Source organism: Zhouia amylolytica (genome assembly GCF_900116365.1).
Lineage (GTDB): Bacteria > Bacteroidota > Bacteroidia > Flavobacteriales > Flavobacteriaceae > Zhouia > Zhouia amylolytica.
The window spans coordinates 315,195-341,965 of record NZ_FPAG01000007.1; the positions used below are offsets into that span (position 1 = coordinate 315,195).

Annotated in this window: 25 protein-coding genes; 21 read left to right on the forward strand and 4 right to left on the reverse strand. The window is 34.7% G+C overall.

Going from position 1 to position 26,771, the window contains the following annotated elements:
• The first annotated feature begins 265 nt into the window (after positions 1-265).
• The 3 genes from BM361_RS13220 to BM361_RS13230 are packed head-to-tail and all read left to right on the forward strand — an operon-like array spanning position 266 to position 2,380.
• Positions 266-769: a hypothetical protein gene (locus BM361_RS13220; protein WP_038263914.1), complete on the forward strand. Its 504-nt coding sequence runs from the start codon at positions 266-268 to the stop codon at positions 767-769.
• A 33-nt stretch (positions 770-802) separates the two neighbouring features.
• A complete protein-coding gene (locus BM361_RS13225) occupies positions 803-2,002 on the forward strand; it encodes an alanine dehydrogenase (RefSeq protein WP_038263916.1) in 1,200 nt (399 codons plus the stop codon).
• Between the two features lie 3 nt (positions 2,003-2,005).
• On the forward strand, positions 2,006-2,380 hold the full coding sequence (locus BM361_RS13230) for a hypothetical protein (RefSeq protein WP_074979399.1): 375 nt from the start codon (positions 2,006-2,008) through the stop codon (positions 2,378-2,380).
• Between the two features lie 29 nt (positions 2,381-2,409).
• Here BM361_RS13230 and BM361_RS13235 read toward each other — a convergent pair whose 3' ends face one another.
• On the reverse strand, positions 2,410-3,576 hold the full coding sequence (locus tag BM361_RS13235; RefSeq protein ID WP_074979401.1) for a proline dehydrogenase family protein: 1,167 nt from the start codon (positions 3,574-3,576) through the stop codon (positions 2,410-2,412).
• 88 nt (positions 3,577-3,664) lie between these two features.
• Between BM361_RS13235 and aroB the strand changes: the two genes are divergently transcribed.
• The 5 genes from aroB to BM361_RS13260 all read left to right on the forward strand — a co-directional run bounded on the left by aroB (position 3,665) and on the right by BM361_RS13260 (position 8,640).
• Positions 3,665-4,735 carry a 3-dehydroquinate synthase gene (gene aroB / locus BM361_RS13240; RefSeq protein ID WP_074979403.1) on the forward strand — a complete coding sequence of 357 codons (1,071 nt, stop codon included), beginning with the start codon at positions 3,665-3,667 and terminating at the stop codon, positions 4,733-4,735.
• 292 nt (positions 4,736-5,027) lie between these two features.
• A complete protein-coding gene (locus tag BM361_RS13245; RefSeq protein WP_074979405.1) occupies positions 5,028-6,425 on the forward strand; it encodes an arginine decarboxylase in 1,398 nt (465 codons plus the stop codon).
• Entirely contained in the window at positions 6,418-7,305 is an 888-nt protein-coding gene (gene speB, locus BM361_RS13250; RefSeq protein WP_074979407.1) for an agmatinase, read from the forward strand. Before BM361_RS13245 ends, speB begins: the two co-directional genes overlap by 8 nt.
• Complete coding sequence (locus tag BM361_RS13255) at positions 7,292-8,269, forward strand: deoxyhypusine synthase family protein (RefSeq protein WP_038263932.1); 978 nt, start codon at positions 7,292-7,294, stop codon at positions 8,267-8,269. The genes speB and BM361_RS13255 overlap by 14 nt, the downstream gene beginning before the upstream one ends.
• A gap of 74 nt (positions 8,270-8,343) precedes the next feature.
• Complete coding sequence (locus BM361_RS13260) at positions 8,344-8,640, forward strand: hypothetical protein (RefSeq protein WP_038263934.1); 297 nt, start codon at positions 8,344-8,346, stop codon at positions 8,638-8,640.
• Between the two features lie 15 nt (positions 8,641-8,655).
• Here BM361_RS13260 and BM361_RS13265 read toward each other — a convergent pair whose 3' ends face one another.
• The gene (locus BM361_RS13265) at positions 8,656-9,186 is read right to left on the reverse strand and encodes a DinB family protein (protein WP_074979409.1); all 531 of its coding nucleotides are present in this window, start codon (positions 9,184-9,186) and stop codon (positions 8,656-8,658) included.
• 156 nt (positions 9,187-9,342) lie between these two features.
• Between BM361_RS13265 and BM361_RS13270 the strand changes: the two genes are divergently transcribed.
• The 4 genes from BM361_RS13270 (at position 9,343) to BM361_RS13285 (ending at position 16,090) form a co-directional block, all read left to right on the forward strand.
• On the forward strand, positions 9,343-12,159 hold the full coding sequence (locus BM361_RS13270) for a gluzincin family metallopeptidase (RefSeq protein WP_074979458.1): 2,817 nt from the start codon (positions 9,343-9,345) through the stop codon (positions 12,157-12,159).
• Positions 12,160-12,344: 185 nt separating this feature from the next.
• Entirely contained in the window at positions 12,345-14,753 is a 2,409-nt protein-coding gene (locus BM361_RS13275) for an alpha-ketoacid dehydrogenase subunit alpha/beta (protein WP_074979410.1), read from the forward strand.
• 53 nt (positions 14,754-14,806) lie between these two features.
• Complete coding sequence (locus BM361_RS13280; protein ID WP_074979412.1) at positions 14,807-15,265, forward strand: copper resistance protein NlpE; 459 nt, start codon at positions 14,807-14,809, stop codon at positions 15,263-15,265.
• A 249-nt stretch (positions 15,266-15,514) separates the two neighbouring features.
• On the forward strand, positions 15,515-16,090 hold the full coding sequence (locus tag BM361_RS13285) for a DJ-1/PfpI family protein (RefSeq protein WP_074979414.1): 576 nt from the start codon (positions 15,515-15,517) through the stop codon (positions 16,088-16,090).
• A gap of 10 nt (positions 16,091-16,100) precedes the next feature.
• Here BM361_RS13285 and BM361_RS13290 read toward each other — a convergent pair whose 3' ends face one another.
• The gene (locus BM361_RS13290; protein ID WP_074979416.1) at positions 16,101-16,832 is read right to left on the reverse strand and encodes a DUF3667 domain-containing protein; all 732 of its coding nucleotides are present in this window, start codon (positions 16,830-16,832) and stop codon (positions 16,101-16,103) included.
• A 108-nt stretch (positions 16,833-16,940) separates the two neighbouring features.
• Between BM361_RS13290 and BM361_RS13295 the strand changes: the two genes are divergently transcribed.
• The 6 genes from BM361_RS13295 (at position 16,941) to BM361_RS13320 (ending at position 23,153) form a co-directional block, all read left to right on the forward strand.
• Positions 16,941-17,972 carry a DUF4421 family protein gene (locus BM361_RS13295; protein ID WP_139226715.1) on the forward strand — a complete coding sequence of 344 codons (1,032 nt, stop codon included), beginning with the start codon at positions 16,941-16,943 and terminating at the stop codon, positions 17,970-17,972.
• A gap of 193 nt (positions 17,973-18,165) precedes the next feature.
• A complete protein-coding gene (locus BM361_RS13300) occupies positions 18,166-18,546 on the forward strand; it encodes a DoxX family protein (RefSeq protein WP_038263951.1) in 381 nt (126 codons plus the stop codon).
• 199 nt (positions 18,547-18,745) lie between these two features.
• Positions 18,746-19,630: a TPR end-of-group domain-containing protein gene (locus tag BM361_RS13305; RefSeq protein ID WP_139226716.1), complete on the forward strand. Its 885-nt coding sequence runs from the start codon at positions 18,746-18,748 to the stop codon at positions 19,628-19,630.
• A gap of 117 nt (positions 19,631-19,747) precedes the next feature.
• Complete coding sequence (locus BM361_RS13310) at positions 19,748-20,224, forward strand: hypothetical protein (protein WP_074979420.1); 477 nt, start codon at positions 19,748-19,750, stop codon at positions 20,222-20,224.
• A 188-nt stretch (positions 20,225-20,412) separates the two neighbouring features.
• Complete coding sequence (locus BM361_RS13315) at positions 20,413-21,504, forward strand: S41 family peptidase (RefSeq protein ID WP_083425951.1); 1,092 nt, start codon at positions 20,413-20,415, stop codon at positions 21,502-21,504.
• Between the two features lie 125 nt (positions 21,505-21,629).
• A complete protein-coding gene (locus tag BM361_RS13320) occupies positions 21,630-23,153 on the forward strand; it encodes a carboxypeptidase-like regulatory domain-containing protein (RefSeq protein WP_074979424.1) in 1,524 nt (507 codons plus the stop codon).
• An 11-nt stretch (positions 23,154-23,164) separates the two neighbouring features.
• Here the strand turns inward: BM361_RS13320 and holA are convergent, their stop codons facing one another.
• Entirely contained in the window at positions 23,165-24,166 is a 1,002-nt protein-coding gene (holA, locus tag BM361_RS13325) for a DNA polymerase III subunit delta (protein ID WP_038263959.1), read from the reverse strand.
• Positions 24,167-24,253: 87 nt separating this feature from the next.
• Here holA and BM361_RS13330 point away from each other — a divergent pair, with 87 nt between their 5' ends.
• The 3 genes from BM361_RS13330 (at position 24,254) to BM361_RS13340 (ending at position 26,617) form a co-directional block, all read left to right on the forward strand.
• Positions 24,254-24,697 carry a type I restriction enzyme HsdR N-terminal domain-containing protein gene (locus BM361_RS13330; RefSeq protein ID WP_038263962.1) on the forward strand — a complete coding sequence of 148 codons (444 nt, stop codon included), beginning with the start codon at positions 24,254-24,256 and terminating at the stop codon, positions 24,695-24,697.
• Entirely contained in the window at positions 24,694-25,707 is a 1,014-nt protein-coding gene (locus BM361_RS13335; RefSeq protein WP_074979426.1) for a glycosyltransferase family 2 protein, read from the forward strand. The genes BM361_RS13330 and BM361_RS13335 overlap by 4 nt, the downstream gene beginning before the upstream one ends.
• 70 nt (positions 25,708-25,777) lie before the next feature.
• Positions 25,778-26,617 (forward strand): OmpA/MotB family protein, encoded by an 840-nt coding sequence (locus tag BM361_RS13340; RefSeq protein ID WP_074979459.1) that lies wholly within the window; start codon positions 25,778-25,780, stop codon positions 26,615-26,617.
• Positions 26,618-26,771 lie beyond the last annotated feature (154 nt).

A 26,771-nucleotide genomic window follows, 5' to 3' on the forward strand; every position in this document is an offset into this window, starting at 1 on the left:
ACAGTCATGAAACTAGTAAAAATTACTTTCGCTATATTATTTGTTGCATCTTTCGCTTTAACTTCTTGTTCCCCTAGCAGTGTCGCTGATGAAGACAACCTGTATGATAACACTCAGGGAGTTGAGAAGTCAAAAATTCAAATGCCTTCAGCAGGATAAGAAAAAATACTTTTAATTTTATATATTTAATCCCTAATAATTTTATTAGGGATTTTTTATTAATTTATTTATGTTATTTAGACTCATTAGTTGAGAATAAAGTTTTATGAACCGTTCTATAAACTCCAAATCTAACACCACCAAGGTAAAATTAATATCAGTTGGTACACTCGTTGCTGTATTAATTGCTATAAGTCCGTATGTATTTTATCTATACGAAAGCTTGCCTTTAGATAATACCTGGAACACCCCATTTTTTGACTTTAAGACCGACTATTTCGCGACCATTTATATGATGGCCTGGGTATTCATGAATAAATTTGTTCCTTTCTATCTTTTAATATTATGGTTTTTAACCTGTCGACATTGGTGGTACCATATCATCCTGATCCCTATTAGTATGTTTATGTTTCAAATGGTGGTAACCATTAATGATGAGGCCAGATATGTTGATGAATTTGAGATATACTATATAATTCCGGTTATGATGGTGGTTATACCAATTGTTTATTTAATCAGAGCAAAAATCTTTGATAAAATCGTGCATGGTATAGATCTAAAGGAAATAGAAAAAGAGCTTAAAGAATACGAAGAAAAAGGAATTGATTAATTTAGTATCTTCACAAGAGTCTAATTTTAGCTTATGAATTTTCCAACCACTCCTTTTTCAAAGCAACAATTAATTCCACAGGAAGAAACCTTAGAGGTTCTCAAGCAAAAAGGAGAGCTCTTTATAGGTATTCCCAAAGAAATCTCGTACCAGGAAAAGAGAGTGTGCCTGACCCCCGATGCTGTTAATGCATTAACTTCTCATGGTCATCGGGTCCTGATTGAATCAAATGCCGGTGAAGGTGCTAATTTTTCTGATAAGCAATACAGCGATGCAGGTGCAGAAATAACCCGAGATACTAAAAAAGTATTTTCTTGCCCCATCCTCTTAAAAGTAGAGCCCCCTTCCATAGAGGAACTGAGCTATGTAAATCCGCAAACCATATTAATTTCAGCCTTACAACTCAAAACTCAACAAAAAAAATACTTTGAGACCCTGGCAAAAAAAAGAATTACAGCAATCTCGTTCGAATATATCAAAGATGAGGATGGAAATTATCCCGCTGTAAGATCCTTAAGTGAAATTGCGGGAACAGCTTCTGTTCTTATCGCTTCAGAATTATTAACAAATGTAAATCAAGGAAATGGCCTTATGTTTGGCAACATCAGCGGAGTACCGCCAGTGGAGGTTGTTATTTTAGGAGCAGGAACTGTTGGTGAATTTGCAGCACGATCAGCTTTAGGGCTGGGCGCTAACTTAAAAGTGTTTGATAATTCAATTACCAAATTAAGGAAACTGCAGTCTCATCTGGGAAGACCACTGTACACGTCTACCATTCAACCTAAAAACCTTATCAAAGCACTTAAAAGATGTGATGTGGTCATCGGAGCTATTCGAGGCCTAGACAGAGCCCCCGTTATTGTCACTGAGACCATGGTGGAAAATATGAAACCTGGTTCTGTAATAATTGATGTCAGCATCGATATGGGAGGTTGCATCGAAACAAGTGAAATAACCACCCACGGAAAACCTACATTTATCAAGCACGGTGTCATACACTACTGTGTGCCTAACATACCTTCTCGATACTCAAGAACTGCATCTGTTTCAATAAGTAATATTTTCACACCATATCTTTTAAAAATAGGAGAAGATGGCGGACTTGAAAATTCTATTAGATTTGATAGAGGTTTAAGGAATGGTTTGTATTTTTACCACGGAATTTTAACCAACAAAACCATTGCTGAGTGGTTCGACCTCTCTTATAACGATATTAACTTATTGATTTTCTAAAACATGTCATTTTTAAAACGATTTGGGTTCTATTTAATAGGGCTGTCTTTGGGTATTGTTTTTTTAGCATTTTTCTTTAAGGAAAAACGAACTGAGTTCTGTTATCTGCCGAATTGCAGAGTCTTAAAGGATATTCGTTCTAAAGAATTAATATTTTCAGACGATATTAAAAAGCTTATGAATGATCAAACCATATCAAAAGCGTACTTCGATACTTTGTTAGTTGAAGGGAATGTGTTATTTAATAAGAGTGACACGAAGGCAAAACCTTGTAAAACCTATATAATCGAAGGAATCATTAAAGAACAATTAGCCGAAGTTACCATTAAAAACTGTAAAAATGGTGTTGAGATATCAGCTTTGAAATTTGTAGAATAAAAAAAAGGCTTTAAAAGCCTTTTTTTTATTTAAATTTTTCTTCTTTTTCGTTCCTGTTTTAGCAAGCTTAACTCCCTGGTAGTTTGACCTGCAACAGAAGTGTTTTCTTCAGCCCTGCGGATTAAATATGGCATAACATCCCGAACCGGACCATATGGCAAATATTTTGCTACGTTATATCCCTTTTCAGCCATGTTGAAAGTGATATGATCACTCATCCCATATAATTGACCAAACCACACCCTGTCTTCATTAACCTTAATTCCCTTGGCATCCATAATATCCATAATAAGATAATTGCTAGCCTCATTATGTGTGCCGGCAAAAATTGAAATGGTCTCTAAATTATCCATAATATATGTAGCGGCAGCATCATAATTCTCATCGGTTTCCTTCTTGGATGCACAAATAGGAGTTGGATACCCCATTTCCTCGGCACGTTCATTCTCTTTCTCCATATAGGCCCCTCTTACCAACTTGAAACCCAAACGAAATTCTTCCTTTTTCGCTCTTTCATGAAGTTTCTTCAAGTAATCTAAGCGATCCCATCTGTACATTTGTAATGTATTGAAAACAATCGTACTTTTTTTGTTGTACTTGGCCATCATCTGTTCGATTACCTGATCAGCCGCTTCTTGCATCCAGCTTTCCTCTGCATCTATTAAAACAGTAACCCCAAGGTTATAGGCATGCTGACAAACCCTATCGAAACGATCAACCACACGATCCCATTCCTCTTGCTCAAATTTAGATAATACAGCTTTCTCCCCTACCTTTTGATAGAGTTCTAACCTGCCAAAACCAGTTGGTTTAAATACACTAAATGGCATTTCCTGCTTTTCAGCGGCAAAATCCAGCAGACTTATCACCTTATTGTAACAAGATTCGAATTGCGCCTCCTCTTCCTTTCCTTCTACCGAATAATCAAGGACCGAACGTACTCCCTTTTCGTACATACTTTTAACAATAGGCAAACAATCCTCCTCATTTACACCACCACAAAAGTGATCGAAAACAGTGGCTCTAATTAAACCTTCAACAGGTAAATGAGCCTTAATTGCAAAGTTGGTTACGGCAGTACCAATCTTAACCAATGGCTCATTAGCGATCATCTTAAACAAAAAGTATGCTCGCTCTAGTTGCGCATCACTTTTAAGTGAAAATGCAACCTCAGTATTGTCAAAAATTCTATTCATTTATTTCATTAAAATCGTTTTACAAATATATTTACATTTTAAAAAGAAAAAACCGTTATTTTGCTTTTCGTAAAAAAAAAATCAAACCATGCTTCAACCAATTACCTGTAACAATTACACCATACACTTTAACGAAGAAATATATACCCGGTTAAACAAACATATTGACTCGCATTTTTACTCTAAAATCTTTGTGCTCGTCGATGAAAATACCCATGAGCATTGCTTACCATATTTTCTTTCTAATGTTCAAACCAATCTGGAAATAGAAATTATTGAAATTGAAGCAGGAGAAGAACACAAAAATATAGAAACATGTAGTGGAGTTTGGAATGTACTTTCTGAATTAGGAGCCGATAGGAAAAGTTTAATGATCAATCTGGGTGGTGGTGTCGTAACTGACCTTGGGGGGTTTGTAGCTTCTACTTTTATGAGAGGCATTGATTTTATTAATGTACCTACTACCCTTCTTGCTATGGTTGATGCTTCTGTTGGAGGCAAAACCGGAGTAGATTTGGGATCGTTAAAAAACCAAATTGGAGTAATCAATGTTCCTGTTTTTGTTTTTGTCGATACCAAATTCCTGAATACACTACCGTCAGAACAAGTCAGAAGTGGTTTTGCAGAAATGCTAAAGCATGGCTTAATTCACGACGAAAAGTATTGGGATAAACTGTTAAAAACATCTGGAGAGACAAACGAGCTCGACAATCTTATACATGAATCTATTGTTATCAAGAATAAGGTCGTAATGGAAGACCCTAAAGAAAGTGGTTTACGGAAAACTCTTAATTATGGCCACACACTAGGTCATGCTATTGAATCTTATTTTCTACAGGAACCATCCAAGCCAACTTTACTTCATGGTGAAGCTATTGCCATTGGAATGATTCTGGCAACTTTCCTTTCTCATGAATTACATAGTTTTCCTGTAAACAAACTAAAGACCATTACAGAAGTATTCATTCAAAAATATGGCAAAGTTCAATTTGAACCGACCGATTATGAAAGGATAATTGAGCTATTAAAATTTGATAAGAAAAATGCTTTTGGAGATATAAATTTTGTTCTTCTCGAGGATATTGGCAAAACGATTATTGATGTTAAAGTTGACAACGATCTGATTATCAAGTCTTTTGAGTACTACAAAAATCATTAAAATTTAATAAATTTATGTTTGCACAAATGAATTTTTTATTCATTTTTGCAACCGTTATTTGTTATGCCAAATGATTTCTAACGTACATATCGTATTTCCTGAAAAAGGAAAATGGTACTCACTCCATCCTCATAGATGGTGCAAATATTCATATAGAATTATTTCATTTAATTTACACAAATCCCAAAATCTGTTTAGGCATGACAACTCTATATTAGCCCTTCGCATTTGATTACAGTTTTCATTATTGTTTATCCCCAATTTTTTTAATAATTTAATCCAAAAGCAATAAATGAAAACTAAATATATAGACCTAATCGATCAAACCTATTACTTTCCTCAAGAGGAATTTAATCTTAAAAATAATAGCCTGCAGTTTCATGGGATTGACCTGATGAAACTTGTGGAAGAGTACGGAACACCATTAAAGTTCACCTATTTACCGCAAATCTCAAATAACATACAAAAAGCAAAACGATGGTTTGCTAATGCTATTGAGAAACATAATTATAAGGGTCAATACCACTATTGTTATTGTACCAAAAGCTCGCATTTTGAACATGTTTTAACAGAAGCATTACAAAATGATATTCATATCGAAACCTCTTCAGCTTTTGATATTGATATCGTAAATAAACTAATCTCGCAAGGAAAACTATCCAAAGACAACTATGTAATTTGCAATGGATTTAAAAGAGATAAATACATTCAAAACATAGCAAAACTTATTAATAGTAGTCATAAAAAATGTATTCCGATTATTGATAATTATGAAGAGTTAGGTTTATTGACGGAAGTCATCAATGGTAAATTCAATATAGGCATACGGATTGCATCTGAGGAAGAACCAAAATTTGAATTTTACACAAGTAGATTAGGTATAGGCTATAAAAATATTGTACCCTTCTACAATCGTGAAATCAAAGATAATGAGCAGATCTCTTTAAAGATGTTACACTTTTTCATCAATACAGGTATCAGAGACACTGCCTATTACTGGAACGAATTACTAAAATGTCTTAAAGTATATATTCAATTAAAAAAAGTATGCCCTAGCCTAGACAGTTTAAATATTGGCGGTGGTTTTCCAATTAAAAATTCATTGGCCTTTAACTATGATTACCAATACATGATTGATGAAATTATCAATCAGATTAAATTGGCGTGCGAAGAAGCCGATGTTCCAACACCAAACATTTTTACCGAATTTGGAAGTTTTACCGTTGGTGAAAGTGGTGGTGCTATCTATCAGGTGCTTTACCAAAAACAACAAAATGATAGGGAAAAATGGAATATGATTAATTCATCATTCATAACCACTTTACCTGATAGTTGGGCAATTAGCAAACGATTTATTCAATTAGCAGTGAATCGATGGAATGATGAATATGAACGCGTATTATTAGGAGGTTTAACCTGCGACAGTGATGATTACTATAATAGCGAACAGCATGTGAATGCGATTTATTTACCGAAGTTTAATAAAAATAAACCGTTATATATTGGCTTTTTTAATACAGGAGCTTATCAGGAAACCATTGGAGGATTTGGAGGTCTGCAACACTGTTTAATACCACAGCCAAAACATATTTTGATTAATAAAGACGCTGACGGAAATATCACCACTAAATTATTCGCAGAACAACAAACAGCTGACGACTTTCTTAAAATTTTAGGTTATCATGAGTAAAAAAACATATGCAGGTATTCCTGAGAAATACAGTCGATTAGACGATGCTAAAGTCGTACTGATCCCGGTACCTTATGACGGTACAAGCACCTGGCAAAAAGGAGCAGATAAGGGCCCAGAAGCTTTTTTACACGCTTCAGAAAACATGGAACTGTTTGATATTGAAACGCGCACTGAACCATACAGAAAAGGAGTTTATTTAGCACCATCAGTTACTGAAAGCAGTAGTCCTGAAAAGATGGTTGAAGCGGTATACAGAACAACCAAAAACTACATTAAGCAAGATAAGTTTGTTACTTTGTTCGGTGGCGAACATTCTATATCAATAGGGACTATTAAAGCCTTTAATGAAAGTTTTGACAATCTTACTGTTTTACAAATTGATGCACACGCAGATTTAAGGCCTGAATACGATGGTACTAAGTGTAATCACGCATGTGCAGTATTTGAAGCCAGTAAAACGACGAATCTTATTCAGGTAGGAATCAGAAGTATGGATATCGAAGAGCTGGATCATATGGATGAAAATCAGACTTATTTTGCTCATGATATTATTTCAGATGACGATTGGATGGAAGACTCGATCCACCAAATGACAGATAATGTATTTATCACCATCGACCTCGATGCTTTCGACCCTTCCATTCTACCAGCTACCGGAACCCCTGAACCTGGTGGGTTATTATGGTATGAAACCTTAGATTATTTAAAACAAATTTTCAAAAAGAAAAATGTAGTTGGCTTTGACATTGTAGAGCTCTGTCCAAACCCTAACGAAAAATCATCAGATTTTCTTGCTGCCAAACTTTATTATAAAATGTTGGCTTATAAATTTAAATATGGTACGAACCAAAATACAGTAGAAAATGAAAACGACTAAAGGACCTATTTCAGATTTTATACAAAAATACTATCTGCATTTTAACGCAGCTAGTGTTGTTGATGCAGCCAAAGCTTATGAGCAACAGCTGAATAATGGCGCCAAGATGATGGTTACCCTCGCGGGAGCTATGAGTACTGCTGAACTTGGAAAAATATTTGCAGAAATGATTCGTCAAGATAAAGTTCAAATAATTTCTTGTACAGGAGCCAATCTTGAGGAAGACATTATGAATTTAGTAGCCCACTCTCATTATGAACGTGTTCCTAATTACCGTGATCTTACACCTAAAGAAGAATGGGATCTGCTTGAAAGAGGTTTGAATCGGGTTACCGATACTTGTATCCCGGAAGAAGAAGCCTTCAGACGTCTGCAAAAACATATTTTTAAGATTTGGAAGGATGCAGAAGAAAATGGTGAAAGATACTTTCCACATGAGTTTATGTATAAATTACTGTTAAGCGGAGTACTGGAAGAATATTATGAAATAGATATTAAAGACTCCTGGATGTATGCAGCTGCTGAAAAGAACCTTCCAATTATTGTACCCGGATGGGAAGATAGTACTATGGGAAATATCTTCGCTTCTTATGTCCTCAAAGGAGAACTGCAGGCAAGTACTATGAAGAGTGGAATAGAATACATGACATTCTTAGCAGACTGGTACGCTAATAACTCAAATAATGGAATAGGATTTTTTCAGATAGGTGGAGGAATTGCAGGTGATTTTCCAATTTGCGTAGTACCAATGCTCTATCAGGACATGGAAATGACAGATATTCCTTTTTGGAGTTACTTTTGTCAAATATCTGATTCAACAACCAGCTACGGATCCTATTCTGGTGCCGTTCCAAATGAAAAAATAACGTGGGGAAAACTGGATATAGATACCCCTAAATTTATAATTGAATCAGACGCCACTATCGTCGCTCCACTCATTTTTGCATATTTATTGGATATGTAATTTTTTTTAAAAATGAGTGATACAATTAAAAAAAAAATATATTATTTTTAACTAGTACCAACACCATCAAGCCCATGAAACGTGTTATAGTCGATTACAAAAAACTCACCAACGAAATATTATCGATGTTGGTAGAAAAGTATCCGGATGGATATGGAGATGATGATATCATTAGCTTTAAAAATGCTAAGAATGAAACTGTTGACGCTCTTGAGATAAGAGCTGAAGATGCGATCTATTTAGTAAAGGTTAGCACCCGTTTAGCCAATACTATGGAAAATTTCGATGAAGAAGATGATGATTATTCCAGTGATGATGTTTCTTCAGACGATATTGACGTACCTGACGATAACGATGATTCTGACGAATAACTTAAAGGAGCCTAATTAGGCTCCTTTGTATTTTAAATACCTGTCTTCAATTACATTGACATGATGTTTCATGTGCCCGCAAATAATAAAAGCTATTGCTCTTGCTGTAAAGGGTTTATTCATAACGAATCCCTTGCTGTTAAATGCTTCTTCATCAAATGATTTAACCAACTCGATCGAACTGGCTCTAACCGCTTTAAGTTCCTTTAGTAAGCTTTCGCGAGGCCTCAAATTTGCCTTAGAGGCAGGTACGTAATCATTTTCTTCAAATCCGGGCAAATTAGTTTGATCACCCCGGCCTATGCGTAATAAACGATACTGAAATACCCGTTCGGCATCAATAACATGTAAAACAACCTCGGCAATGGTCCATTTTCCGGGAGCATAGGCATATAACATTTTCCCCTCAGGTAATGCCTCCAGCAACTTAGAGAATTGATTAGCCCCCTCCTCCATAGCTTTCATTAACTCGATGTCATCAAGTACTTTTATATAATTCGCATAAAAAGCGTCATATTCGTTTGCACCTATATCTGTTGCCCTCATATTTCAAAGTTTATTCCTGGGTTATTGTATTGCCGATTAAAATTCTTTGATAATCTATTTTTTTATTTAATATTGCAAGTAACTAACTATTGTTTCAACTTAAACGATTTGGACCCTAAAATTACTAATCATTTTAAAGACAAACGAAAAAAATTAATGTTGAAACTATTCTGGTCTTCTATATTTACAATATGTTCGTTCCATTTATCCTTTGGTCAAAACACCCAAAAGATTTATGCAAGATTGAATTCGCTTCAAAATTCAATAAATATTCAACAGGAAATTGTATTTCACAACGACTCCAATGACACCCTGAATACTCTTTACCTTAACGACTGGAACAACGCATATTCAAATAAAAATACACCACTAGCCAAAAGATTTGCTGAAAACTTCAATAAAAGTCTGCATTTTGCCAAAAATGAAGATAAAGGATCTACCCAAATCCTAAGCGTTACGGATAATAACTTTAAAAGCCTGCAATGGAACCGACCTAAATCCAGTGATCTCATAAAACTACAACTTAATCATCCCATTTATCCAGGAAAAAATTACAAATTCTCACTCACCTATATTGTTAAATTACCGAATGCTAAATTCACGGATTATGGCTTTACAAACAATAGGGATTTCAACCTACGATATTGGTATTTGACTCCCTGTGTTTATGATGGTAACTGGAAACTTTCCAGCAATAAAAACCTGGATGACCTCTATTCGTTAAAAACCACCTACGATGTCCAGTTTACTTATGCCTCAGGATATCATATCATTACTGATCTGGATGAAATTAACAAAGAAACCACGAACGGAGTAACAACCATTAACCTTCATGGTGACAACCGGTCAGATTTGAAATTAATTTTTCAAAAAAGTTCTAACGCGTTCTCACATTTCACAAATAACAAATTAACCCTGATTACCGACTTAGAAGCAAAAAATCTAAACGACATCACCAAAGCCTCCTCAGCGAATCAGGTTGTAAATTTTGTCACAAGTCACTTGGGAGATTATCCGAATGAGAAATTAGTAGTCACTGCCCTTGAGTACAATAAAAATCCATTATATGGCCTTAATCAATTACCCTCTTTTATCAGACCGTTTAAAGAAGAATTTCAATATGAATTAAAACTCCTAAAGACCTTACTTCATAATTACCTCGAAAATACATTAACCATAAACCCTCGGGAAGAGCAATGGGTCCTGGACGGTATTCAAACTTATCTCATGATGAAATATGTAGATGAATACTATCCCAACATGAAATTAATTGGTAATCTTTCCGATACCTGGTTGTTGCGATCTTATCATTTGGCCAATATGAGCTTTAATGAACAGTATCCTTTCCTCTACATGTTAATGGTAAGAAAGAATCTAAATCAGGCACTCACCACCCCTAATGATTCATTAATTAGGTTTAATTTAAAGATTGCCAATAAATATAAAGCAGGAGTTGGACTTACCTATTTAAAAAATTATTTAGGTACAGATGCCGTCGATGAAGTAATTCAGGAATTTTATAACAATTGCCAGACCATAATGGCAACACAAGAAAATTTTGAAGCACTTCTAAAGGAAAAAGCCCAAAAAGACATTGATTGGTTCTTTACCGATTTTGTGGACTCTGAAAGACACATTGATTTTAAAATTAAAAAGGTTAAAAAAATAAAAGACTCTATTACTCTATCGGTAAAAAATAAAACAGGAACTAAAGTACCCATCTCCCTATATGGTATTAATAAAAATGATTCTGTTGTTTCTAAATTATGGTTAACCGACATTCGTGATGAAAAAAAAGTAACCATCGCCAATACTGGTATAGATAAACTTGTCCTTAATTATGATAAGGTCATTCCCGAATTCAATCAACGGAATAACTGGAAATCTACAGGAGGGTTTTTATCGAGCAATAAAAAATTAAAATTTCAATTTTTTAAGGATGCTGAAAATCCATACTATAAACAAGTTTTCTTCGTTCCCATAGCAACTTACAACCTTTATGATGGATTTACCCCCGGATTAAGACTCTACAATAAAACATTTCTAAATCAGCCGTTTATTTATGATATACGTCCCTCCTATGCTTTGAAAGAAAAAGCACTTGTCGGAGGCGGATCGTTTTTGTATAAAAATTATATACAGAATAGTAATATGTATGTCGTAAACTATGGGTTAGGTGGCTCTTCATATCATTATGCACCTGATTTAAGGTACAGCACCATTACCCCATTAGTGAGCTTTGGTTTTCGACCTGATGATCTTAGATCGAATGAAAGGGAATCTCTAATGCTTCGTTTCGTAAATGTTATACGAGATAAAGATCCGTCGATACAAACCAACCCTGATTACAGTGTATTTAATGTTCGATACAACTATAGAAATATTGGCGCTATCAATCACCTTACCTGGTTTGTAGATGGACAGGTCGCCAAAAACTTTTCAAAAGTTTCATTAAATATCGACTACAGGAAGTTATTTCAAAATAATCTACAGCTAAACCTCCGGTTTTTCGCAGGTAAATTTATTTACAATGATACCACCTCCGATTATTTTAGCTTTGCACTAGACAGGCCAACCGATTATTTATTTGATTATAATTATCTCGGTAGATCGGAAGATACCGGACTATTCAGTCAACAATTAGTGATTGCTGAAGGTGGTTTCAAATCTCAATTGGATAATCCTTACGCAAATAATTGGATCATGACCACTAACGCCAGTGTTAATATTTGGCGTTGGATTGAAGCATATGGTGACTTAGGGCTTGTGAAAAACAGAAATATACCAACTCGTTTTGTTTATGACTCTGGAATCCGATTAAATCTTGTTCCGGATTATTTTGAATTATATTTCCCTGTATACTCGAATAATGGATGGGAGATTGCTGATAACAGATATGATCAAAAAATTCGCTTTATCGTTACATTAAGTCCTAGAACACTGATCGGTTTGTTTACCAGAAAATGGTTTTAACCCTTTCAACAAACACTTCTTTTCTTTAAATAATTCTCACTAAAAACTGAATATTTTATCAAATATTAAAAATTACTCAAGTTTAAGGCCTTAAAACTGATAATAATTCATGATTTTAAGATGCTTTTACGTTGTAAAAAACGATTCTTTTACCTACTTTTGTATGCACTTGAATTAAAAATTATATGCAGACAGAAACCAATACCCAAACAGACATTTCATTTGAAGATTTTAAAGATCAAGTACTTAGCGATTACAAAATTGCAGTACTTAGTAGAGAATGTAGCCTTTTAGGAAGAAGAGAAGTTCTAACAGGTAAGGCAAAGTTTGGGATATTTGGTGATGGAAAAGAACTCCCGCAATTGGCCATGGCCAGAGCATTTAAAAATGGAGATTTCAGAAGTGGTTATTACAGAGATCAAACCTTTATGATGGCCATTGGAGAATTGAAACCTACCCATTTTTTTGCCGGCCTTTATGCACATACCGATATAGAAAAAGAACCGATGAGTGCGGGGAGACAAATGGGAGGTCACTTTCTTACTCAAAGCAACAACCCTGATGGTTCATGGGTCGACCTTACCAAACAAAAAAATAGTAGCGCTGATATATCTCCAACAGCAGGACAAATGCCAAGACTGCTCGGATTGGCTCAGGCCTCAAAAATATATCGAAATGTTGAAGGAATAAATCAAGACAAGTTCTCCATTGACGGCAATGAAGTTGCCTGGGGTACTATTGGTAATGCAAGTACCAGTGAAGGACTGTTCTTCGAAACATTCAATGCTGCCGGCGTTCTGCAGGTTCCTATGGTGATAAGTGTTTGGGACGATGCCTATGGCATATCGGTACCTGCAAAACACCAGACCACCAAAGAGAATATATCTGAAATTCTAAAAGGTTTCCAAAGAGACAATAAACATAATGGATACGAAATTATTGTCGTAAAAGGATGGGACTACCCTGCCCTTATTAATGCCTATGAAAAAGCGGGTAAAATTGCAAGGGAGGAACATGTTCCTGTTTTGGTTCATGTTATTGAACTAACACAACCTCAAGGTCATTCTACTTCTGGATCTCATGAACGATATAAAACCAAAAAACGTCTTGAATGGGAAAAAGAACACGATTGTAACCTAAAATTCAGAAATTGGATAATAGCTAATAACTTAGCAACTGACGAGGAACTTTCTGAGTTGGATAAGCAATTAAAAAAAGAGGTTAGGGATCAAAAAAAAGAAGCATGGGCCGATTTCTTAAATCCTATCATAAAGGATAAAAAAGAGGTTACAGAATTATTAGCCAAAATTGCAGACAAAAGCGCTAACAAAACATTTATTAATAAAATAAAAAATGACCTCATATCTATTGACGAACCTGTTAAAAGAGATGTGGTTGCCGCCGCAAGGAAAACATTAAGATACCTGAATCAGGAACAGTTCCCTGAAAAAGAGGCATTAAAAAATTGGATTGCTGAATTCATGAATCGTACCCAACCTGAATACAGCTCCTTACTTTATAATGAAAATAACGACAAGGCGACAAGTATCGAAAGTATTCATCCTGCATATGAGGATGATGCAGCCCTCGTAGATGGACGCGTCGTATTACGTGATAATTTTGAAAAATTACTGGAAAAACATCCTGAAGCACTGGTATTCGGTGAAGATAGTGGTAATATAGGTGACGTAAACCAAGGCCTGGAAGGCTTACAAGAAAAGTTTGGCGAACTTAGGGTTGCAGATGCAGGTATCAGAGAAGCAACCATTCTCGGACAAGGAATAGGAATGGCTATGAGAGGTTTGAGACCCATTGCAGAAATCCAATACCTCGATTACCTACTATACGCAATCCAGATTATGAGTGATGATTTAGCCACACTTCGATATAGAACCGCAGGTAAACAAAAAGCGCCTGTTATTGTTCGAACTCGCGGACATAGACTTGAAGGAATTTGGCATGCTGGTTCCCCTATGGGAGGTATCATTCACCTTTTAAGAGGAATGTATATCCTTTCTCCTAGAAATATGACCAAAGCAGCTGGTTTCTACAATACCCTCATGGAGACTGATGAACCAGCCCTGGTGATTGAAAGTCTTAACGGATATCGATTAAAAGAGAAAATGCCATCAAACATGGGTGAATTCAAAACCCCTATAGGAGTTGTCGAAACTGTAAAAAGCGGTTCCGATATTACCGTGATCTCTTATGGTTCCACCCTGCGAATTGTAGAACAAGTAGCTAAAGAATTATTAGAGGTGGCCATTGATGTAGAAGTAATCGATGCCCAAACCCTTCTTCCGTTCGACATCAATCATGATGTTGTTGAAAGTTTAAAGAAAACGAACAGATTACTGATCATCGATGAAGACGTTCCCGGAGGATGTTCGGCTTATTTATTACAAGAAATTATAGAAAAACAACAAGGTTATAGATTCCTCGACAGCGCTCCCCAAACACTAACGGCACAACCCCATAGACCTGCCTACGGTACAGACGGAGACTATTTTTCTAAACCCAATGCTGAAGATATCTTTGAAAAGATATATAGCATTATGAATGAAGCTAATCCAGAAAAATATCCCGAATTGTAGCATCTTTTTATTGTGATTTTTCGTATTTAAATTAAACGATAATACTTATCACAATGAAGAAGTTTGTTTGCATTATACTGTTGGGATCTGGTATCTTAATGAGTTGCCAGAAACGTAAAAGTAAACCTGATAACAACCCAATAAATAAAAATAACCTCGACAATGAGCATGTCGTAAGTGATTTACACAATGCCCAAAATACACTCGACTGGGAAGGAACCTATTCAGGAGTATTACCATGCCCCGATTGTGATGGAATTAAAACCAAAATCGTTATAAGTTCGGATAACAGATATATATTTGAACAGCGATATCTGGGTAAAAATGATAGTGTGTTTTTAAATAAAGGTAATTTCAGCTGGTCTGATAGTGGAACCAGGATTACGCTAAACAACTTCAATCAAGCAGCTTTCATGTATGTTGTTGGAGAAAATTCACTTACACAACTTGATCCGGATGGAAAAAGGGTTACCGGCGAATTAAGTAAGCAATACATATTAACAAAAGAATAAAAAGTTCATTCTTTAAATAAGGCCTGTTCAAAAAACAGGCCTTATTTATTTCCTGAAACTAAATCATAATTGAGATGATTGGCCCCCCCCCCTTTTTAATGTTTTCACCTCAAACAAATACACTTCATCATCTAAAATTCTTATCCTGACAGAAATAATATTTATTTCATCTTAATTCTATACCAACCTTCGTATAATTATTTAACTTCATGTAAAACAGTAAATAACTTATATTTAACCCTTTACGAAATGAAAAGAATTCTATTTTTAACAGGTGATTACACAGAAGACTACGAAACCATGGTGCCCTTTCAAATGCTTGAAATGGTAGGTTATGAAGTTCATACGGTTTGTCCCGACAAAAAAGCCGGAGATACCATAAAAACCGCAATTCATGATTTTGAAGGCGATCAAACCTACACTGAAAAGCCGGGGCATAATTTTGCTCTGAATTACTCATTTGATAACATAAGACTTAATGATTACCATGGACTTGTGATCGCTGGAGGAAGAGCTCCGGAATACCTGAGGTTGAATTCTAAAGTAATTGAGGTCGTTAGACATTTTTTTAAGGAAGATAAACCAGTGGCTGCTATATGTCATGGTATTCAAATTTTAACCGCAGCAAATGTGGTAAAAGGAAGAAAATTAACTGCATATCCTGCCGTAGGTCCGGAAGTCATTTTAGCCGGTGGTGAATATCAGGGTGTTCCTGTCGATAGCGCCTACGTCGATGGTAATCTGGTTACCTCCCCCGCCTGGCCGGCACATCCAGCATTCATCCGGGAATTTCTAAAAATAATGGGAGCAACAATTACGCTTTAAAGACCAATGCTTATTTGAGAAAATACCACAAAATGAAAACCACCATAAAAACAGTATATGCAAAAACTCCGGTAAGTACTGTCAACAGAAAACTTTTAACCTTTGATACCTTTTCAAAAAATTGGGAATAACACCAATACACCAAGATCAAATTAAGAAATAACAAAGCCCTGGAAATTAGAGATTCTATTTCACTGTTATAAGAAGCGTATAATAAAGGAAGTATCATAACATGAACCACCAAACGCTGAGAGGCGGCATAAGCATTCAAGACCATATGCTCTATAAAATTATAGCCTTGCTTCCAGAAAGCTATATAAGAACCCATGCTGAAAACAGGAATTAAGCATAGTGAAACAAGGGCATAGTGCTGTGTCAACCATTCATTTAAGGAGGGGTAATCAATTAGGTTTTCAGTTTCGGAGACGCTATTCCCATGAATAAATTCTATACCCAAAAAATGAACAAGAAGCGCGTAGAAGGTGGCAAGCAAAATTACTAACGACAAAGGCTTAAAATGTCTTACACGCTTCCCTTTTATAAACGCTCTGATAGTATGACCCGGTCGGGTAAAAAGCTCTTTGAGCGTATAGAAAAGCCCCTTATCGAAAGCAAGAACGCCCAATTGAATATCATTTACTATATACTTTACGTTTAGTCGATGAGTACTAGCAGCCTGTCCACAATCAGAACAATACTTTCCAATTACTTCACTTCCACAGTTTTTGCAGGTTATTGACATGAGTAATACGCTTTGACGGTCAATTTAGGATTTGACCCTTCAAAATATACAAGTTTTTTTTGATTTATAATTCGTTTAGTATTTTCGTTAGACCAACAGCCAGGCAATTTGAAAAATACAATTATGCTATTGATAGCCGTTTTAGTGTTCTTTCCAATTTTTGGGCAAGACCTAAAATCAAAACAAGACAGCGCTTCAGTGATCTCGTATTACGACAGGATCATGCTGAAAGCAAATATTGACACGCGTACAGATAGTTACCTCAGTAAAAGCTTGAATAGTAATGACGACGAATTAAACATTAGAAACAATAACGCTTTAAAGATGTTTTTCAATCTCAATTACAGATTTCTAAGCGTCAGTTTTGGATTTGCTCCGGAATTCTTACCAGGTAATAATGATGACCAATTAAAAGGAGAATCGTCATTTAGTGATATAAAATTTAGACTCTTCTTCGGTAATTGGATTCAGGAACTTCATTATAGCAAAGTAAGTGGCTTTTATGTTGTTAATACGGGTGATTTCTTTTCTGGCTGGCAAAAAGATATCGATCCCTATTTTCAATTTCCAGGTATATCCATTACATCCTGGGGAGGTACCACCGGTTACGTTATGAACCCCAAATATTCCCTTAAAAGCCTCTATTTTAAAACAGAATGGCAGAAGAAAAGTTCAGGGTCCTTCATCCCTTCTATTAGTTATTATTATGATCATTATTCGCTTCGATTTAAAGAATATTTAGGCTCAGATAGTATTGAGAAAATATTTACCCTTAGTAGTGCGATTTCTTACTACTATACCATGGTTATTCACAATAAATGGTATGTTGCTCCTTATGCTACGGCAAAATCAGGGGTTAAATTCTCAAATTTTAAATACAATAGAAGTGATAATGACACTGCGGAGAGTCATACCTATTTTACCATAGCATTGGAGGGCGGTATACAAATTGGTTATAACACACCTCGGTTATTCTTTGGATCCGCATTTAACATAAACTCTAATTGGTATACAAGCTCAGAAAACAACAGGTTGATAAATGACAAAATTTATGGTGCTGTTTATGTTGGCTACCGATTTAATGCTCCGAAATTTATAGCAAATACCTTCGATAAAGCCGAAGACAAGTTAAAGCTTTAAATAAGCCTGCCACTCTATGGCTATCTCACTACAAGACCCCAAGGTTAATCTCATGCAAGATTAAATTTCCGATCCATTATCAATATCTACCCTAAATGATAACATCCATTATACAGGCCACAATTAAATTTATTGGGGTATTATCTCTTACTTTTTTCCTAAATTTAAACCTAACTCAAATAAAAATCATTTTATGAGAAATTATTCTAATATTGGCTTAACTGTGCTCAGGGTCGGAGTTTCATTACTAATGATGACGCATGGGTATGGTAAACTGGAAAGATTACTTTCGGGAGAAGAAATTCAGTTTATGAGCTTTTTGGGTTTAAGCCCTACCATATCTTTAATACTAACCATTATTGGAGAATTTGTAGCTCCAATATTCATTATCATAGGTTATAAAACCAAATGGGCATCAATACCTCCAATAATTGCCATGGCTGTAGCTGCGCTGATCGTGCATGGGGATGATCCACTAGCTAAAAAAGAAATGGCCTTACTATATCTTATAGCATTTATAACCATTGGCCTGTTAGGGCCTGGAAAATTCAGTATTGATGGAAGGAAAAGTTAAATTTTAAGGCTTAGATTATAATACCCAACCTCCTGTTTTTCCAATAGGAGGTTTTCTTTTTTTATCACCAAGCCTGTTGTGTATCACTAAATTACTATCTTCGCGCCCAATTTTATTATTCAAACATAATACCGACGTAGGTATTATAAGGTTCTTGGCAGTTAACCTGCATATTCAAAAATCAGTAAAACGAGAAGGTATGATGCAAATCATTAAAAGCAATAGCATACGCTATTCCAAGGGACTATATTTTATAATCATGATGTTAATTGGCTTTAGCATGCAAGCCCAAAAAAAAGACTCTATCCAAATAATTGAAGAACCATTATACAAACCTTTTATTGAACGTTATATTCTTGATGAATTAAAAAACCTGCGTAATGATCAGGCTGAACTTAAAAAACTAACCGTTGAGAAAATTGCTAATTCTGAACTCAACAGCGCCGACAGAGCTATACGGTATACCACAGACACTACAACCAACATCTTCTATATTATAACGATTGCCGCTTCCATCCTTGTAATAATCGGCTGGAGATCATTAACGGATATCAAAAGAAAGGTTGAATCTTTAACGGAACAAAAAATTGAACAGGTTACCGCCGAATATGAAAAAAGACTTACCGAATTAGAGAATGACTTGATACTTAAATCAAAAGAACTTATCAATACTCAGGAAAAATTGACCATCACTAATCAAATACAAAGTTTATGGAGAAGAGCCTCCATTGAAGAAAAAAGTGATGAAAAAATACATATTTACGACCAAATTCTGGAAGTAGCCCCTAATAATGTAGAAGCCATGACTCATAAAGCTGATAGCCTTTTAGACATCGGAGAAATAAGATGGGCCAATTCGCTTGCAAATCAAGCCATAGATATAGATTCAAGATACTATTTGGCTTATTGGCAACGAGCTTGCTCTAATGCCATGCTGGGAAACACCACTGATGCCATTAAAGACATTGATAGGGCCGTTAAACTTACAGAGCTTACAAAGGAGGATCTTTTAAATGAAGACATGTTCACCAGCTTACACAAGCATAGTAAATTCAATCAATTATTAAAAAAGCTACAAGGGTAACCTCATTCTGTAAACAATAAAGCCGGATAATCTGTTATTAACTATGTAAATACGCTATAAACTGATTTTTTTTCATTAATTTAAGGGTGTCACCATTTAACAAAAAAACAATTGAAAATGAAAAAAATTTGCTCATCAATATTCAGTTTGGTATTTGTCATGTTGATTTACGGAAATACTTCATTTCCGTCCTATGCTGAAATACCGTTTCAGGAAAAATGGAAAACTTTAGCTCAGAATAAACAATATTTAGAAGCCGCAAGCGAATTATTATATTTAATGCACGCCGATGATACCAGAAAGAAAACTGTTGATTTTTGGAATATAGGACAAATGTATGCCATGGCCAATCAATATGATAAAGCCATCTTCTATATGAAAAAATCCATCACTGATTATTCAGATAAACAATGGACCTGGTACTGCAAAGGAACAATTGCCTTTTTGGAAAACGACAAACAAAAACTTGCATTGTATGCAACAGATTTAAGTGAAGATCACGATGACTACTATGCTCCAAACGTAGAAATACTGAACATGCTTTTAAAAAACTTTGGTAAGCCCTATGAACAGGCATATACCGGTAAGTATTAATCGGTAAGCTCGCCGGTAATCCTAATGTGGCAGATACGTACAATTTGTAGTATGCTCGTAATCCTGTTATACCCTCAATTCTTTTTATAATGCAACTTAGACTACCCCTATTTTTTGTGTGTACCCTCTCCCTATGTTTTATCAATTATGCGCAAGATAATTGCAATTGTCTAAAGGCCTTAAATGAAGTGGAACAGCTGGTTAAAAAATCGAAGAGCTATAAACTTCAGATAAAAAGGAATAAAGAAAAGGAAAAAGAATTTATTAAATGGAAAGATCATATAAATGAACAAATAACAAACGATCCGCAACGTCAATATTTTTGCGTCGGATACCTGCAAAAGTTCATTTCTTTTGTTAAAGACAAACACAATCAAATTGGGTATCAAAACACAAACCTTCCTACCTCCTTTCCGATATTTAATAAAAAAATAAATACTAGAAATTTCCTTTCTGATCAATTTTCAGGGATCTACCATGCCGGCAAAGAAAAACTGGTGATTAATAAAGAAAACGACAGTATTTGGTATGGTATCATGCTCAGTTCCAACGATCACAAATGGTCGAATGGGACTATCCGTCTAAAAATCATGAAAAACCAAAAGGGTGATCTGGAGATGTTTGAATATTTTAATAATGGCTTTCTGTTATACCATAAATTTATTGAATTCAAAAACGGTCGAATCTACCCTACATTTTGGAATAAACAGGATAGATACTTCTTTAATAAATCATATAAAGAGAACTTTGAATATAAATCTACCTATAATAATATAGATTACATCGCCATTGGATCACTTAAAAGAACCAACAAAAATATCATTGAAGCAAACCAATTTTACGAAGAGATCATACCCAAACTAAACAAAGAATACTTGATTATCGACCTTAGAAACAATATTGGCGGGGCAATAGCTCAAACAGAACCATTACTCAAGTACATTAAAAGAAGTGATGGCCTGAAGCACATATATATCATCATCAATTTCAAAACAGCAAGTGCAGCAGAACTTGTAACTTATAAACTAATGGGTGATAAACGAACTACAGTCGTAGGTGAAAATTCAAGTGGTATAATAGCCTATAGCTATGGTAATAAATCGATGGTCGACGCTACCAATTGTTACGATTTAAAAGCTACTTTTAGTACCAAACATACAAGTTCTAAATTAGATCAATATGAATACGTTGGTATTACCCCTGCCTTTTATTTAAATAATCGCACAGATTGGGTTTCACAAATCGTTTCATTAATTAATTCCAATGCTTCTTCGAAATAAGTTTTATAAAAAATTATTAAAGCGGGTGGTATTTATGTTAATTATTTATAAATCGTAGCCAAAGAAATATTAAAGTAGATATTACTTCAGCTGTAATACTTTATTTTCAAAACAAAATCAAACAGATGAAACCATACTACTTTGCAATTACCTTATTTCTTACATGCATTTTACCGTCTTCAGGACAAAATTCAATTACTGCCAGGGTTATTGATACCACATCCAAACAACCAATCCCGTTTGCCACCATTACCCTCAATAAAAATTCTGGAATAATCAGTTCTGAATCCGGTAATTTCACCCTCCACCTTAATGCCAATATAACCGAACATGATTCGCTGTATATAAATTGTTTGGGGTATAGTGAAAAAACACTTAACATCAGTAAATTTAATGATTCCATCATTTTTCTTAGTCCAAAGGATATTGAACTTAATGAAGTAGTGCTTTTAAATAAAAACTACACCTTGGAGGAGATCATTGAACACGTCAAAGACAGCCTCGAAATAAATTATGATTTTGATTTTTTAAAACAAAAGCTATTTATACGTAACTCCTACTACACTAAAATCGATAAAAAGGACGCAAAATTAACTGAGAGTTCCATTGCCGAATTTAATCAACCTTTTGTAGACAGCTTATTAAATGCCATCCCTAATACGAGTTCTAACCATTCTGAAGTATTAGGCGAGTTTTACAGCAAACTTTCGGAAGATAATGCTCCATCTAAGTTAGATATAATCAAAGCTTCACGGTTGTACGATAAGAATAATGAAATGTCAATAACCGCAATGACTGAAAAATTACAAGCCATTGTTAGAAAACATGTAAAAAGAGATTCCTATTTTAAAATAAAATCTGGAATCATTGGCACTAAAACAGAAATTGACTCTTCTCTTTTTGGTGATAATCAAATAAATCAAACCAAAGAAGCCATTGAAACCCGTAAAAAACAAGAGGAAGCACGTCGCAAAAGATTCTTACACTTTAAAAAACAGTCATTAACACAATTACAAAAGCATAACTTTATATTCAAGGATTCAGATCTAAACTTTATTCATAAAGACCATAAATATCAATTCGAATTAGAGAACTTAACAACATTAAACGATTACATTGTTTATAAGGTTTCTTTCCATCCAAAAGGCAGTGCCGATTACCAGGGAACACTATATATTAATGCCGATGATTTTGCTGTAATAAGGGTTGATTACCAAAATGTAAAACCGCTTAAAACATTTAAGTTGTTTGGAGTTTCATTTAATCATTACTTGAATAAAGGAACACTCCTCTACGAAAAGAATACCAGAAATAAATACGCCCTTAAATATGCGGAAGAAAAAGAAGGGCAACTGGTAGGTTTTAAAAGACCTGTTAAAATAATAGAAAAGAATAAAAATGTAAAAGGAAGAAGAAAACAAAACGAAGTAGCAAGTGATGTTGATTTTATTGTGAGAAATACTGACAAGGTAGAAATGATTGTATTTGAAAACACTCCAATCAACAAATCAGTCTTTACTGATTTCAAAGAAAAACCAAATGTAAAACCACACTATTTATCCAAATATGATCCGGAATTTTGGCAAGGATATAATATAATAGAACCGAATAAAGCAATTAAAACTTTTAAAAGTCTAGAAAACGAATAAACTTGGTAAGGTTAAGACATTATTTTTATAAGTAATTCTTTGAGCAAATCTGCCTGACTTAGGTTAGCGCCAACCCCCTTTCCCTGAACATCAACCTCACGCAAGTGAGATATTACAGAACTCACTTTTTTCATTGGGTAATTTTTTGCAGCTACCTGATACTCTCCCACGAAAAAAGGGTTAATCTTAAGGGTACTTGCTACACTCTTCTTAGAATGATCTGATAGCCCATGATATTGAAGAAGCTGTGTGAAAAAATTATGTAATAAAGATACAGTTACCACCAATGGATTATCTTTCGGGTTTTGAGCAAAATAATTAATAATTCGGGTAGCTTTAACAACATCCTTATTACCTATTGCCTTGCGAAGCTCGAAATTATTGTAATCCTTACTGATCCCTATATTTTCTTCAATAATTTCAGGGGTAATCTCTGTTCCTTCCGGTAAAATTATCTGTAACTTTTCAAGCTCGTTATTAATACGCCCCAAATCAGTACCCAAAAATTCCACTAACATTTGGGATGCCTTAACACTTATCGAATATTTTTTACCTGCCAGTACCCTGCGTATCCAGTCTGGTACCTGATTATCGTAAAGCTTTTTAGACTCAAACAAAGCATCGCACTTTTTTAAGGCTTTGTATAATTTTTTTCGCTTGTCTATGGTCTTATATTTATAGCATATTACCAATACCGTAGTTGGCTGAGGATTTTCTACATAATTTTCAAACTTCTCAATGGTTCTGCTAAGGTCTTGAGCTTCCTTTAAAATAACCACTTGTCGTTCAGCCATCATCGGATAACGCTTGGCGTTCGAAACAACTTCCTCGACAGATACATCACGGCCATAAAGCACCATTTGATTAAATCCCTTTTCCTCTTCAGATAATATATTATGCTCAATATAAGCAGCAATTTTATCAATATAATAAGGTTCATCACCCATTAAAAAATAAACAGGTTTTATATTTCCCTTCCTGATATCTGCTACCAATTGTTTTACCTCTTCCATTCAAAAGTGTTATTTTTAAGATACATCAAATGATAATAACCATATTTTAATTTGTGTAATCTCCTAGGTTATTTGCATATTTGCCTGATGCAAAAACTGAACTTCTCAAAATATAGCTTTCGCTTCAAAAGTAGCGAAAATAACATCCAAATCTTTGATGAAATTCGCAAAAAATTTGTGGTTCTTCAGCCAGAGGAATGGGTCCGCCAAAATGTTGTTCAGTTTTTAATTCATGAGAAAAAATATCCAAAACAATACATAAATGTTGAAAAACTACTTAAGGTCAATGGGTTAAACAAAAGATATGACGCTTTAGTTTATCACCCCGATGGCTCCATTAATATAGTAGTTGAATGTAAAGCACCGTCTGTTAAAATTAACCAGGCAACCTTTGATCAAATTGCCCGGTATAATTTGACACTAAAAGCAGACCTGTTGATGGTTACAAATGGTTTAAGGCATTATTTTTGTAGGTTGGATTATAAAAATGAACGTTATATATTTTTAAACGAATTACCTCCAAATAATTGAATAAACAACTCGAAATAGCCATTGTCATTCTGAATTGGAATGGACGCTCACTCTTAGAGCAATTCATACCGAATGTATTAAAGTATTCGGATAATGCAACCGTTTATGTAGCTGACAATGCATCTGAGGACGACTCCGTCGAATACTTAAGACAAAATTATCCGGAGGTCGGGATCGTTATGAATAAAGAAAATGGTGGATTCGCGAAAGGGTATAATGATGCCCTCAAACATATCAATGCAGATGTCTATTGTCTTTTAAACTCCGATGTAGAAGTCACAAAAAACTGGCTTACTCCTATTAGATCATTTTTTGAAAACGATAAAAAGATAGCTATCGCTCAACCCAAAATTTTAGATTTCAAAAATAAATCAATGCTCGAATATGCAGGAGCTGCCGGAGGTTTTTTAGACATGTTCGGATATCCTTTTTGTAGAGGAAGAGTATTCCAGACATTAGAAATGGATCAAGGGCAATACAATGACATTAAAGATATTTTTTGGGCAACAGGAGCTTGTATGTTTATCCGAAAACATGTCTTCGATTCACTAAAAGGTTTTGATGAAGACTATTTTGCCCATCAAGAAGAAATAGATCTATGCTGGAGAGCCAATAATTTGGGCTATAAAACTATATATATTGGTACGTCTTCAGTTTATCACGTTGGTGGTGCAACTCTAAATAACATGAACCCTAAAAAGACTTTTCTAAACTTTAGGAATTCATTATACTCCCTGACCAAAAATCTTCCCTTAAAAAAGGTGATCCCTTTGGTTTTAATACGCCTGGTTTTAGATGGTGTTGCTGCAATGAGATTTTTATTTCAATTTAAATTCCAGCATTTGTTCGCAATATTTAAAGCACATTTAAGTTATTATTGGAACCTTCGAAAAATGTCGAAAAAAAGACAACAATTGGATGAGTATAAAAAATATTATGTGTGTACATCTATTGTATGGTCATATTTCGTAAGAAAAAGAAAACACTATAGCAGTTTAGTAAAAGATTAACGATAAACTCTTATTTTGTTTTAACATATTTTAATATTTTTGGTTGAACTTTAAATTAAGCATGTTAGTTATGAAAAAAATTCTTTTCTACGGTTTAGGATTAACCGTATTATTTAGTTCTTGTGTTTCTCAAAAGAAATATGCAGACTTAGAATCTAAGTACAAGGAATCACAAGATCTTTTAAATTCAGCAACAGTTAAGTTAAACTCTTGTCTTGAAGAAAAATCATCATTAAACAGTCAAATCGATAGACTTAGCGCAAGCAATAAAGATCTTATTAACCAAATAGGTAACTTTACTGATTTGACTAAAAAAGGTGCTGAAAACCTAGAGAAATCTCTCGAAAGCCTTCAAGAAAAAGATCTTACGATCAGAAAACTTCAAGATGCTGTTACGCGTAGAGACTCAGTTAACTTAGCCCTTGTACAAAGCTTAAAAGGTGCTCTTGGGAATCTTGATGACGAAGACATCGAAATCAGCGTTGAAAAAGGTGTAGTTTATGTTTCTATTTCAGATAAACTATTATTCTCAAGTGGTAGTACAAAAGTATCATCTAGAGCTAGAGAAGTTTTAGGAAAAGTTGCTACAGTTGTTAAAAACAAGCCAGACTTTGAATTTATGGTAGAAGGTCACACTGATAATGTGCCAATCCATACTTCTAGCATCCAGGACAACTGGGATTTAAGTGTTCTAAGAGCTACTTCAGTGGTTAGAATTCTTCAAAATGACTTTGGTGTTGCTCCTGCTAGAATGACAGCAGCTGGTAGAAGTGAATACATCCCTTTATCTGATAACACTAGTAAAGACGGTAGAGCTAAAAACAGAAGAACAAGAATTGTTGTACTTCCTAAACTAGATCAGTTCTACAATATGATCGAAGAAGGTATGAAAGATCCTGAGATCAACTAATTTCTTCGAGATATACCATCATAAAAAAGGCTTCAAAATTTTGAAGCCTTTTTTAATATTTATGTCCCGTCCTAATATAAGTTGACACAAAAACGACTTATTTATGAAAGACAAGACGAACAAAGGGAACAAACGCACACAGCGCGATTATAAC

Coding starts and splice junctions, on each gene's coding strand:
- BM361_RS13275 (WP_074979410.1), top strand. CDS start 12,345: ATGCAGACAGAAACCAATACCCAAACAGACATTTCATTTGAAGATTTT.
- BM361_RS13305 (WP_139226716.1), top strand. CDS start 18,746: ATGATGCAAATCATTAAAAGCAATAGCATACGCTATTCCAAGGGACTA.
- BM361_RS13300 (WP_038263951.1), top strand. CDS start 18,166: ATGAGAAATTATTCTAATATTGGCTTAACTGTGCTCAGGGTCGGAGTT.
- BM361_RS13235 (WP_074979401.1), bottom strand. CDS start 3,576: ATGAATAGAATTTTTGACAATACTGAGGTTGCATTTTCACTTAAAAGT.
- BM361_RS13260 (WP_038263934.1), top strand. CDS start 8,344: ATGAAACGTGTTATAGTCGATTACAAAAAACTCACCAACGAAATATTA.
- BM361_RS13220 (WP_038263914.1), top strand. CDS start 266: ATGAACCGTTCTATAAACTCCAAATCTAACACCACCAAGGTAAAATTA.
- speB (WP_074979407.1), top strand. CDS start 6,418: ATGAGTAAAAAAACATATGCAGGTATTCCTGAGAAATACAGTCGATTA.
- BM361_RS13310 (WP_074979420.1), top strand. CDS start 19,748: ATGAAAAAAATTTGCTCATCAATATTCAGTTTGGTATTTGTCATGTTG.
- aroB (WP_074979403.1), top strand. CDS start 3,665: ATGCTTCAACCAATTACCTGTAACAATTACACCATACACTTTAACGAA.
- BM361_RS13280 (WP_074979412.1), top strand. CDS start 14,807: ATGAAGAAGTTTGTTTGCATTATACTGTTGGGATCTGGTATCTTAATG.
- BM361_RS13285 (WP_074979414.1), top strand. CDS start 15,515: ATGAAAAGAATTCTATTTTTAACAGGTGATTACACAGAAGACTACGAA.
- BM361_RS13230 (WP_074979399.1), top strand. CDS start 2,006: ATGTCATTTTTAAAACGATTTGGGTTCTATTTAATAGGGCTGTCTTTG.
- BM361_RS13245 (WP_074979405.1), top strand. CDS start 5,028: ATGAAAACTAAATATATAGACCTAATCGATCAAACCTATTACTTTCCT.
- BM361_RS13340 (WP_074979459.1), top strand. CDS start 25,778: ATGAAAAAAATTCTTTTCTACGGTTTAGGATTAACCGTATTATTTAGT.
- BM361_RS13265 (WP_074979409.1), bottom strand. CDS start 9,186: ATGAGGGCAACAGATATAGGTGCAAACGAATATGACGCTTTTTATGCG.
- holA (WP_038263959.1), bottom strand. CDS start 24,166: ATGGAAGAGGTAAAACAATTGGTAGCAGATATCAGGAAGGGAAATATA.
- BM361_RS13320 (WP_074979424.1), top strand. CDS start 21,630: ATGAAACCATACTACTTTGCAATTACCTTATTTCTTACATGCATTTTA.
- BM361_RS13225 (WP_038263916.1), top strand. CDS start 803: ATGAATTTTCCAACCACTCCTTTTTCAAAGCAACAATTAATTCCACAG.
- BM361_RS13330 (WP_038263962.1), top strand. CDS start 24,254: ATGCAAAAACTGAACTTCTCAAAATATAGCTTTCGCTTCAAAAGTAGC.
- BM361_RS13270 (WP_074979458.1), top strand. CDS start 9,343: ATGTTGAAACTATTCTGGTCTTCTATATTTACAATATGTTCGTTCCAT.
- BM361_RS13255 (WP_038263932.1), top strand. CDS start 7,292: ATGAAAACGACTAAAGGACCTATTTCAGATTTTATACAAAAATACTAT.
- BM361_RS13290 (WP_074979416.1), bottom strand. CDS start 16,832: ATGTCAATAACCTGCAAAAACTGTGGAAGTGAAGTAATTGGAAAGTAT.